Annotated in this window: 8 protein-coding genes; 1 reads left to right on the top strand and 7 read right to left on the bottom strand. The window is 43.0% G+C overall.

The window, feature by feature from the left end; all coding sequences use genetic code 11:
- Positions 1-33: 33 nt before the first annotated feature.
- The 7 genes from ACO1R6_RS21940 to ACO1R6_RS21910 all read right to left on the bottom strand — a co-directional run bounded on the left by ACO1R6_RS21940 (position 34) and on the right by ACO1R6_RS21910 (position 8860).
- Positions 34-966: a DUF6807 domain-containing protein gene (locus ACO1R6_RS21940; protein ID WP_486267332.1), complete on the bottom strand. Its 933-nt coding sequence runs from the start codon at positions 964-966 to the stop codon at positions 34-36.
- A gap of 12 nt (positions 967-978) precedes the next feature.
- Positions 979-2319 carry a Gfo/Idh/MocA family protein gene (locus ACO1R6_RS21935; RefSeq protein ID WP_486267331.1) on the bottom strand — a complete coding sequence of 447 codons (1341 nt, stop codon included), beginning with the start codon at positions 2317-2319 and terminating at the stop codon, positions 979-981.
- A gap of 58 nt (positions 2320-2377) precedes the next feature.
- Positions 2378-3160, bottom strand: a complete 783-nt coding sequence (locus ACO1R6_RS21930; RefSeq protein ID WP_486267329.1) for a 3-keto-disaccharide hydrolase — start codon at positions 3158-3160, stop codon at positions 2378-2380.
- 71 nt (positions 3161-3231) lie between these two features.
- Positions 3232-4155 (bottom strand): sugar phosphate isomerase/epimerase family protein, encoded by a 924-nt coding sequence (locus ACO1R6_RS21925; RefSeq protein ID WP_486267327.1) that lies wholly within the window; start codon positions 4153-4155, stop codon positions 3232-3234.
- A 488-nt stretch (positions 4156-4643) separates the two neighbouring features.
- Positions 4644-5738 carry an ABC transporter permease gene (locus ACO1R6_RS21920; protein ID WP_486267325.1) on the bottom strand — a complete coding sequence of 365 codons (1095 nt, stop codon included), beginning with the start codon at positions 5736-5738 and terminating at the stop codon, positions 4644-4646.
- Entirely contained in the window at positions 5735-7123 is a 1389-nt protein-coding gene (locus ACO1R6_RS21915) for an ABC transporter permease (RefSeq protein WP_486267323.1), read from the bottom strand. The genes ACO1R6_RS21920 and ACO1R6_RS21915 overlap by 4 nt, the downstream gene beginning before the upstream one ends.
- Before the next feature lie 6 nt (positions 7124-7129).
- Positions 7130-8860, bottom strand: coding sequence for an ABC transporter substrate-binding protein (locus ACO1R6_RS21910; RefSeq protein WP_486267321.1), 1731 nt, complete (start codon positions 8858-8860; stop codon positions 7130-7132).
- Positions 8861-9530: 670 nt separating this feature from the next.
- Between ACO1R6_RS21910 and ACO1R6_RS21905 the strand changes: the two genes are divergently transcribed.
- Positions 9531-11021 carry a hypothetical protein gene (locus ACO1R6_RS21905; RefSeq protein ID WP_486267319.1) on the top strand — a complete coding sequence of 497 codons (1491 nt, stop codon included), beginning with the start codon at positions 9531-9533 and terminating at the stop codon, positions 11019-11021.
- The last annotated feature ends 61 nt before the right edge of the window (positions 11022-11082 follow it).

The following is an 11082-nucleotide window of genomic DNA, read 5'->3' as shown; positions in this document are numbered from 1 at the left end:
TTTGCCGGGAGCCAGCTTATAATTTAGTTCTTCTTAGCCGTTGCTCATGGCTTTTTGCCCCAAAGGATTAGCCGCAAATAAACCGTAACCGCGGGCGTGCCAGTAAGTGGGGTAACCAACATTCTCCGGATTATCCAGCAATACCAAAGAAACTCTTTCCTGACCAATGGTGCCGGTTAAGTTTACCCACTTGGCGCGGGTACCCCACACATCGTCGCCTTGTTTGCCCTCGCTGCTTATGTATTTACCGGTTACGCCTTCGTTATTCATTTTGGCTACCGGGGTAGCTTTGCCGCTGGCATCGGTAAATATTTCGGGTTTGTTAGAGGGGTGTTCCAATTCGCGGGCCAACCGCATGCCAATCATACCTTCTTTGTTGTCTGTAAAAGTAACTTCTTCTTTTAAAGCGGTAAGTTTGGTTATACGTTCAATGGTGCGGTCGTTGCCCTGGCCACTAAAAATAAAGCGGGTTTCCTCCAGTAGCAGGTTGGTGCCATCGGGCTTTTGCCAGTCGGCGGTTACCGTTAGCTCAGCTTTATCGTCGCCGCCGGTCATTTTAGCTACACTGCGGTGACGGATGGTGCCGTATGCTGATTTTTTTTCGGGAGCAATGGCGGTAGAATTATTCCAGAAATCAAGCCCGTTTACATCGCCGTAATTAAACCACATGCCCACGTGGTGCGGATGGTCTACACGCTCGCCGGGCCGCGGGTCCATAGGCCAGCCACGGGTAACCAGCGTACCTTTGGCCGTGCGCAGCGGATACAGCACGGGTTTCATGAGATCAGTGGGGTAAATATACGAGGTAAAAGGCTTGCCATCTACGGTAATATCTACACGCTTGCCGGCTTTGTTTTCGGTTATGGAAAAGCGCTTGGCCTTTTGGTTTTGCACAAAACCCATGGCCAGGCAAATTACCGCCAGGCTTAGCACGCCATAACTAACCTGCTTTATGTTTTTTAACATGCTCTATTTCCCTTAGCTGGCTATAACATCTTGTTTGGTATCGTCGAAGGTAACCTTCTTGCCCGTTTCCATAGCAATGCGGGTCATGATATTGGCAATGGAATGATTATAACCGGCTTTTACCGAAGCATTCGGTGTTTTACGGCTACGCACACATTCCATCCAGTTGCGCATGTGCAGCGAGGTCATTGGGTCGCCGCCGGTATTGGCACCGGTTTCCATTCTGGCCGCACTGGGCAGTTTAGAGGCGGTAAGCAAATTGGCTTTCATACCCCTCTCATCGGCCATTTTTTGGGTTAAGCCACCTTCCGGGGAAATTTCGTTTGTATCGAGGTTAATCATACCGCCATTAGAGAAGTACAGCTCTTTGGTACCGCCGGCCGCGTTATGGAACCGCGACGAAAATACGACCTGGAAGCCTTTGCTCATATCGTTTTGCGGGCCATAATCCATTACCGCCGTTAAAGTATCGGCATTGGTCCGGCCGTCCTTCCACATATAGATACCACCGTTGGCCGAAACACTACGTGGATGATCCAAGCCGGTAAACCAGTGTACGGTATCGATCTGGTGCGCCATCCACTGCCCCGGTATACCCGAAGAATAAGGCCAGAACAACCGGAACTCTAAATATTTACGCGGGTCCCAGGCCACTTTCGGGCGGTTCATTAAAAAGCGATCCCAATCCGTATCTTCTTTCCGGATATCTTTAACGGCATCTACCCGCCAGCGGCCCGGTTGGTTTACGTTCCAGCACATTTCTACCATGGTAATATCGCCAAACTTGCCCGACCGGATAAATTCGTTGGCGGCAATGTAGTTAGGGGCGCTACGGCGCTGAGAACCAATCTGTACAATTTTTTTGGTATCTTCTACGGCTTTCAGTAAAGCCCGGGCATCTTCCATGGTTTCGGCCATTGGCTTTTCGATATAGGCATCGCGACCGGCTCTTACAGCTTCTACGCCCATTAAAGCGTGCTGAAAATCGGCAGTAGAAATAATTACCGCATCTACATCTTTGTTGGCGTACAGCTCATCGTTGTTGCGGTGCTTTTTAATTTGCATACCGGCTTTGGATTTAATATACGCTTCGGCTTCGTCGCGCCGACGGTTCCAGATATCGGATACGGCTATAAAATCGAAATTAAGTTCTTTGGCGTGGTTCATGAAAGAAGGCACCAGTGAACTTCTAAAGCGGTTAGAGAAACCAACTATACCCACATTTACCCGATCGTTGGCCCCCAATATACGGCCGTAACTTTTTGCACTTATGCCCATAGCGGCCAGACCCACCGTTCCCATAGCTGCTTTTTTCAGAAAATCCCGACGGGAGTTATTACTGTTATTTTCCATGTTCTTTTTGGTATTTTAATTAAGTGGTGAATAATATTTTAATAATTTAAATAACAGGCTATAATTTCCTGATTTTGATATTGCGGTAATGTACTTCGTCGTTGTGGTCCTGGAGTAAAATAGGTCCCTGGGCTGCTTCGCCAAAGTCTTTATTTTTGCTGTATTTACTTTCGGCTACCAGGGCCCGGTACGCGGGGCTGCCGCGTTCAAAGTCTACTACTTTGGTGCCATTAAGCCAATGCTCTACGTGCCTGTTTTTAGATACAATACGCACCTGGTTCCACTCCCCAATGGGCAGCACTTTTTTATTTTGAGCCGGAATCAGGTCGTAGAGCGACCCGATGGTGCGGTTGCCGTTTTTACCCATTTTGGCATCGGGATGGCGGTCGTCGTCGAGCAGCTGAAACTCTAAACCCAGCACGGAACCGCCGTTTTCAGTAACAAAATATTTAACCCCGCTGTTGGCACCGGGTGTTAACTTGGCTTCCAGGGTTAACTCAAAATCGCTGTACTGGCCAGTGGTAACAATATCGCCGCCTTTAGTTGCTTTCTGGATGATGAGTTCGCCGTTTTCTATTTTCCAGCCCTGGGTCGGGAATGTTTGTTTATTTGCATTGCGCCAGCCATTACTGGTTTTGCCATCAAAAAGTAATTGCCAACCGGCTTTCCGTTCGGCAGCGGTTAAGGTATTCTGGTTATCGGCAGAGAGCGTATTTTCTAAAGCAGCACCACCACTTTGGTTATTGGCCGATATTTGTTGTGCTGGATTACAGCTCGCGGTAAATAGCCCCAGCACCAAAGCCGAAACCGGTAAATATTTATTTATATAAAAGTTAATCATTTATGAGGACCTTAAAAAATTAAAATACTTGCACTAAATCAGCCTGTTCGCTAATAAACTAAGGTGATACGTTACACTTTTATGCCAATTGAATTCAGGTAATTTCGGGTAATTTCGCCGCATTGTAGTGGGGTTTTGCTTTTATCCGGCACGGAATCTAGCTCCACAATACCCCAGCCTTTAAATTTAATGTCGGCCAATGCTTTAAAAATACCCGGTAAATCTACCTTGCCCTGCCCCAACTCCACAAAGGTATACGCCCTTGGACTGGTGTCGCCGGTTTTAGGGCGCACATCTTTCAGGTGCAAAGCCCGGAGCCGGTTTGAGTATTTCCGGATGGCATTTACCGGGCTACCGCCACCCTGGTGGTAGTGAGCCACATCTAACAATAATTTCACATTATCGGCATCGCAACTGGCCAGGATGGTGTCTACTTCTTCGGGGGTTTCGCCGAGTTGGTGCATGTGGTTGTGGTAAGTGGTTTGCACCCCAATAGCTTTGGTTCTTTTGCCAATTTCGTTTAGCAACTTACCGTAAGTTTGCAAATCGGCTGTAGAGGGGTTTCCTTCTTTGGGCCGCGACGAATTGGTTACCTGTATAAACTGACCGCCCAGCGCTTTTACAAACTTGGCGTTGTTTACGTGCATCTGAATAATTTCTTCGTCTTTGCCGGTGTTAATATTGGCATTGCCGCTCGAGAACATGGGCAACTCTAATTTATATTGGGTTAATAAAGCCCGCAAAGCCTCGGGTTTGGCTTCATATTCTTTTAAAACATTGGCCCGCAACTGCACGCCTTTAAAACCCAAAGAGGCAATTTCTTTAATGGCTTGCACATCGTTGCCGCCCCAGGTAATAGCCGAGTAACCTAATTTAAGTCCGGGTACGGAAATTGCGTTGAGACTTAAACTTTTAGCAAAAGAAAGTACAGGCACAGCGGCGGCCGCTAAGGCTGCCTGGGCAATAAATTTTCTACGGGAGATAGGGAACGACATAATTTATTTTAATTGTTTATTTAAGTTAACTTTCTTGCCTGACCGGGTAATTACTTACCTGCTATGGCCCGGCAAGCGGCATATTATTTTCTTTATAATACAACTAGCAAACCAAACTATTTAAATTATTATAATGAATGTATTTACTCGTAAAAAACCATGCAAAAACCATCAAAAACACCACAAAATCAGCTTTTAAAAAATAAATAACAAAAATACACCTAAACAATCTTAACGATTTTCTAAGTAAAACACAAGAAATAAATTAATTAAGAAAGCACTCCAGAAGAGAATCTGAATCCGGCAACGTTCCCGGAAAGATTATAACTCATTATATTTTAGATACCGGCGGGTTAAAGCCTGATGGACAAAAAAATAATGATGTAAGTGCAAGTCTAAAATAAATAAACCAAACGTCGATTGAATGTGGTTAACTTTTATAGCAACTGAAAAAAATGTAATAATTTAGGCTTACCTTTAAAAATAATTTATTCTGCTACCCGGGTTTGCCAGCGCCTAATTATTAAATTATTAATATTTTGTAGCGATAGCACCGTTAATAAGATGGCCAAACCCGGAAACAGCACCAACCACCAGGCCTGGAAATTTTCACGGATCTTATTTATGGAGCGGCCCCAACTAGGCATACTATCCGGTATACCAATGCCCAGAAAAGAAAGCGTTGCTTCTAACGAGATTAGGTTGCAAATACCAAAGGTAATGGCCACCAGCAAAGGCACCAGAATATTAGGCAAAACGTGCCGGGTTATAATGCGTGCCGGGTGAAAACCGAGTGCTACCGCTGCCTCTATATAAGGCAGGTTCTTAACTTTTATGATTTCGCCGCGGGTTAAGCGGGCAATGCCCGGCCAGAAAGTAACCACCGAGAGTAAAATAACATTTATTACCGAAGCGTTAGGCGCAAAAGCCGCCAAACTCAGGATCAGCAATAACCGGGGCACGGCACCTATCAACTCTATCAACTTTAGCACCACTAAATCTACGGGTAAGTTTACCAACTGCTTACATAAACTGATGCGCAGAAGTAAATATTTGATTAGTTTATAGATCAGATAACTTAAGCCCAATATACCAACTCTAACTAACCAGGTTAGGCCAAAGCTGGCAGATTCTTTAAATATTATTTCGGCTTTAGGAAAGTAAAAGCAGGCGCAAAATACAGCTACAAACAAACTTATTAAATTACCGACCGGCAGTTTTAAACCTGAATCGCGGTAATAGCCGGCCAGCAGCCCCAGTACTATACCTAAAGTAGCCGCCAGCATTATGGTGGGCACACTTACCAGCAAAGCGGTGCGGGCACCGTAAATCAGGTTAACTCCAACATCGCGGCCCAAATCATCGGTACCTAAATAATGAAAAGGGTTCCCGGCCTGGTACATTTCCCATTTAAAGGGTTCCTGGTAAATATGCCACAAGTCTTGTTCGTTGGGCTGGTAATGTAAGGGTAACCAATCGGCAAAAAGCGCACAAAATACCACCAGGGCTAAATAACCTAAACATAACTTATTGGCTAAGGTAAAGCGGGGCCGGTATTCTTTAGGTTGGATTATTGAACTCATGCGGGGTTTGAGCGCGTACGAGGATCGGCGGCAAAGTAGAGCGCATCGGCCAAAACATGGGCGCCCGCTTTAAGCAAAGCCAAAAACAACACCAACCCAATAACTACCGGGTAATCGCGGGCCAATACCGAATCTCTTAATAAAACGCCGCTTCCTGGTATTACAAATATTACCTCAATAACCACTGCCCCGCTTATAATTACCGGTAAATAGCCCGTAAAAAGTGTTATCAGGGTTAATAAAGCATTCCGAAATGCGTGTCGCCGCAGTACTTTTTGCTCAGATAAGCCTTTGGCCCGGGCAGCTTTAATAAATTCTGAACGCAGTAAGCTTTGCATCGCGTGGTACAATTGGGTAGTTATATAAGGCATACTGGTCAAAATTAAGCATAATGCCGGTAACCACAACTGTTGTACCTGGCTTTGAACCACCGCAAAAATATTGTCGGGTGCATAAAAACCGGCATCGTAAGCGCCAAACACAAAGGCTGGATCTAACAGCCGGGTGCCCAGTAAAAAAGTAAGTAACACCAGGGCTAGTAAAAACATGGGAATACTATCCAGAATATACAGCAAATTCAAAATAAAGCTTTTTCCTTTTTGCCAGCGGCATAAAAGTAAACTAAGCTCTATGCTCAAACAAAAGGTAAGCACCAGGCTGGTAATTAATAAAACCAGGGTATTGCCAACTGCTTCTTTAATTTTGTTTAATACCGGTTGCTGATCGCGATAAGAGTAGCCCAAATTACCTTGCAGTAAATTAATAAACCAGGCATGATACTGGTTGCGGCTACCATGCCAGCGCCAATCCGGAATTAATACCCGATACGGTTGTGCATTTGCCTGCATAACCGTAAAATGCTTCTGAACTTTGTTAAATATTTCGGGCTGGGTACCCTTAGTTATGCCGGCCGCGGCTAAAACAGCGGCTACTTCCGTAAAGTTTTGGGCGGCCAGGCAGGCGTTGATTGTCTCGGACAGGTTAGTGCTAAGCGGTTGGTTGTGGTTTAAACGACCTCTGGTTTGCAGCGCATTCAGGCTTTGGTAATAGGCGACTATGTACGGCCAGTTACCATATTGCTGTAACAAGTTTTGCAGTAATGACTGGTGCCGTTCCGGAAAAACCCGGTACAAGGTATCGGGTTGCGCCAGATTTGTAACAGAGAAATAAAATAGTGGTTTGTCTAAGCCTTGCTGCTGTAGTTGCGCTAAATAAATTTTGCGGTCTATACTTTTACCTGCCCCACCTAAACTGGCTTCCTGCACTTCGGCCACCACATCGGCATGCGTACCTGGTATTAGCCGGCTAAGCAAAAATACCAAAGAACCAATCAGCCAAACGGTAGGAATAATAAGCAGCAGCCTTTTTAAAAGGTAGAGCAGCATGTTAAATTAATCTTTCAGGGTAAAAGCACTTACATCGTAACCCGGTTTAAGGCCCGAGACTTTGGTATTGGTAAACCGCTTACTTACGGCCAGGCGCTCTTTTATAAAAAACAAAAATATAAGGTTACTTTGCTCGTGCAATATTTCCTGGAACCGCTTTAAAGCTATTGCTTTTTGGTCTTTATCGGCAGTGGTATTAATTAAATCAATCAGGCGGTCGCTTTCGGGGGTGCCAAAACCGGTGTAATTGCTGCCACCTTCTGCGGCATACGCGGTGTGCAGAATGGGCTTGTAATTATACACAAACGGGTTACCCGATAAATATCGAATAAACATTTCAAAGTTATGCGACTTTAGATTTTTAGTTAAAATTAAGCCTTCTACGGGTTCTACTTTAACCGGAATACCTAATTTGCCCGCCGCCTGCTGAAAAATTAAAGAAATATTTTGCAGCTCAGTATTGCCTGCTTTGTAATTTAAGGTAATGGTTAATGGCTCCCATGTACCATTAATTTGTTTTTGCCAGCTATCTTTTTTCTTTTGCCAGCCGGCCGCTTTTAGCAAAGCCGTTGCTTTATCCAGGTTGTAGGCATAGGGCTGCAGCTTGTTATTGTAATAATTGCTATCGCTGGGTATAACCGGCCCCACGGTGCGGGTCGCAAAACCACTTTGCGTTGCTTTAATTATCAAATCTACATCAACCAGGGAGGCTAGTGCCTGGCGGGTGCGCACATCGGCAAATTTAGCTAAACGGCTGTTAACACCCAGGTACGTAAAATCGTACGATTCGGGCGCGTATAAATTATAATACTGCTTAAATGATTTATCTTCAGCTAATTGCTGGTAATTTAATACAGGCAAACCCGGAAACACATCGAGGTGCCGAGCCCGTAATTTTTCTATTGCGGCCCCATTATCCGGTATAATCTGATATATAATTTTTTCTGGACGGGCCGTAAGCAGCGGGTTAGAATTATTTTCTTTGTTTCCCCACCAATCTTCTTTTTTCTTTAAAAGAATAGTTTGGCCGGTTTTCCAGAGCTCCAGTTCGTAGCCACCGCTCCCACGCAAGAAGTTGCTGTTTCGGGTAAAACGTTCGCTGTTAAACCAATTGGCAAATTCTTTAACCTGGAGGTTCTGCGCCAAGGTTTCGTAATTATCAGTTAGGTTTTTTAAGCTAAAATTTACCAGTAAACCTTTAGGATCAACCAAATAAGCCGGCATTATGGCAAAATCGCCCGTCATTAAATCCATTTCGGGCGTGTAGGCATCACAAACCAGCTTAAATTTCGTTTTATCGGTTTTATCCAGAATAATGTCCTGGATAAAAAAATACCGATCGGCCAGGCGTTGATTTTCGATGAGCGGGCAGCGCAATAATTTAAGGGAAAGCGCTACATCTTCGTTGGTAACCGCCGAATTATCTGGCCAGCGGGCCTCGGGATTTATGGTAAACGAAAAAATACTTTGGCTGTCTTGCTTTGTTACAATTGGCAGACTTTGCGCTAATAGCGGGCGTATTTGTTTTTTTTCCGGATCAACAGTTAACAGGCTTTGATAAAGCAAGTTAATAATTTCGGCCGAAAGCGTACTGCTAAAGTTTACCGGATTCAGGTTTTCCGGGTCTTGAGAAGCTCTGATCCGAACAAAATTGCCTAAATTATTTTCTTGTCCGCTGCTGTTACAAGCGCCAAAAAATAAAGTAAAGACTAACAGTATAAGATTAGTTTTTCTCATGCTATACTGGATATGGTGTATTTGCGTACACTAATATAGCAAGAGCCGCTAAACTTATAGTTAATCTTTACTTTATTTATATGCTAAGTTTAAAATAAAATAAGAGACTAGTTTCTGTCGTCCCAGCCGCCGCTACCAATACGGCCACCTGGATCTGTTGTGGGAGCTGTGCTAGTAGTAGATGTTGTACCTGACTGCACAGTGGTTTTATTTTCATTTACTGAGGTTGTGGTTTTTACTTCACCACTTTGTAACACAGAAAATTGCAATAATAGGGATAAGATAAATTCGATCATGGCTGTTATTTTTTTGGTTGTTTATTTAATTATCTGAAACAAATTTCAGCATTTTTTTTTCATGAAAAAAGGACAATGTGCCTCTAAAAGTAACTATAACTTTTTTTATTAGCCTTATGCTTTTAGCAACTAAAATTGATTATAAATATGAATTATTGGGTAAATATAAAACATTATATTTTAATTTATTGCGTAAATTTATTTAATTTGTAACAAAAAGAAAAAAACTAAATATTTATAATCGCAATTATTGTATATTCTTGAAATAAACCTTGATTTAGTTAAGCTTTTCTAATTCATAGAAATAAAAAATTTACAATTCGCGAAAATATTTTAATTTTATTAAACTATAAATATTTTTAAGATTAAAAACGATGGAAGACTTGCGGAAACTTGTGCAGATAGTAATAAATCGGGGGCAAAAGACCCATCCTTTACTCGAAACTAAAAACAAACACCTGGCAAAAGAAACTGAGCTTTTCCTTAAAATAAAAAAAGGAATGCTACAGACGGACGAACAAGCTGCGGAAGTTATGTATAACTGCAAGCCCAACGATCCGCGGATGAAGATGCTAAAATCCAGGTTACGCAAAAAATTGCTTAACCATCTATTCTTTTTAGATTTTACCGACAGCCGCATTAAGGTTACCCACCGCTACGAGCAAGAATGTTTGAGCTTGCTGCACCAGGGGCGCACCCTCATGAACGAAGGCGAAAATAAAATATCAGTAAAGTTATTACAAAATACCTTAAAACTTGCTACCGAAGCCGAGTTAACTTCCATTATTATAACCTGTTTAGAGAAGTTGTTAATTAACTACTCGCTTACGATTAAGTCTAACCTGTATTATAAAACCAAAAAGAAACTCGACCATTACCGCAAATTGGCGGCTTTTGAACAAGAAGCCGAGGATTTATATTACACGGCTAAACTAGAACAAAACAAATCTGTTTTTGCCAAAAGAAGGTTCTTGCCCAAGCTGCAAAAATCATTAGACCGCTTAAAAGAGCTTTGGGAACTTACCCATTCAGTTAATATATTTAATTATTATTATATTTTAAATATTACGAAAGAAGAACTTTACGGAAACTTTGCCGAAATCCTGAATATTACCACCACCTCTAAAAAGCTGCTCCAAAAAGGCAAGATCAACAAAAAGTGTTTCGACGAACGCTATAATATCTATGTTACGGTGTATGCTTACTTGCGCGTAAAAGATTATACCAACGGTTTAGCTTTTGCCGAAGCCAACATGCACGCTTTTAACCGGTCTACGAATAACTGGTTTGCTTACATGGAAAATTATATGCTGCTGGCAATGCACGCCGGCAAGTACGATTTGGCCGTTAAGGTTTTGGACGATGTAATTGGTAATCCGTTTTTCAAGAAAATTACCCTAAATGCCCAGGAACGCTGGATGCTTTACAGCAGTTACCTGCAATTTGTAAACCCAACCAAAAGTGCTTCGCGGCAATCGTCTTACAAAAAACTTATTTCTTCTATACCGGAATACAGCAAAGACAAACAAGGCTTTAACGTGGCCATTCTGGTACTTCAGTTTTTGTACCACGTACAGGCCAAAGACCTGGATGTATTGGGCTACCTGATTGAGGGTCTGAAAAAATATGCTGGCCGGCACTTGCGCGAAAACTTTAGTAAACGTAGTTTGTATTTTTTCAAACTGCTGGTGGTGGTGGCAAATGCCAACTTAGATTACCAGGAGTCGCTTAAAAAAGGCCGCCCCTACTACGACCGGTTACAGGCTACCCCGGTGCCCGGCGATGCTTTTGCCGAAATAGAAATTATACCTTACGAGCAATTGTGGGCGTTTATTCTAAAAATATTAGAAGAGGCCGAAGCTTAAAAATAAGCAATTATTTTTTATTTGTGTGGGGGTTGGGTTTAAAGTTAAACACTTTAAACCC

The sequence above is a fragment of the Adhaeribacter sp. genome (assembly GCF_057359045.1).
Note: the sequence above shows the minus strand (reverse complement) of the source record. Positions and strands in the feature narration are given on the sequence as shown.

Coding starts and splice junctions, on each gene's coding strand:
- ACO1R6_RS21940 (WP_486267332.1), bottom strand. CDS start 966: ATGTTAAAAAACATAAAGCAGGTTAGTTATGGCGTGCTAAGCCTGGCG.
- ACO1R6_RS21935 (WP_486267331.1), bottom strand. CDS start 2,319: ATGGAAAATAACAGTAATAACTCCCGTCGGGATTTTCTGAAAAAAGCA.
- ACO1R6_RS21930 (WP_486267329.1), bottom strand. CDS start 3,160: ATGATTAACTTTTATATAAATAAATATTTACCGGTTTCGGCTTTGGTG.
- ACO1R6_RS21925 (WP_486267327.1), bottom strand. CDS start 4,155: ATGTCGTTCCCTATCTCCCGTAGAAAATTTATTGCCCAGGCAGCCTTA.
- ACO1R6_RS21920 (WP_486267325.1), bottom strand. CDS start 5,738: ATGAGTTCAATAATCCAACCTAAAGAATACCGGCCCCGCTTTACCTTA.
- ACO1R6_RS21915 (WP_486267323.1), bottom strand. CDS start 7,123: ATGCTGCTCTACCTTTTAAAAAGGCTGCTGCTTATTATTCCTACCGTT.
- ACO1R6_RS21910 (WP_486267321.1), bottom strand. CDS start 8,860: ATGAGAAAAACTAATCTTATACTGTTAGTCTTTACTTTATTTTTTGGC.
- ACO1R6_RS21905 (WP_486267319.1), top strand. CDS start 9,531: ATGGAAGACTTGCGGAAACTTGTGCAGATAGTAATAAATCGGGGGCAA.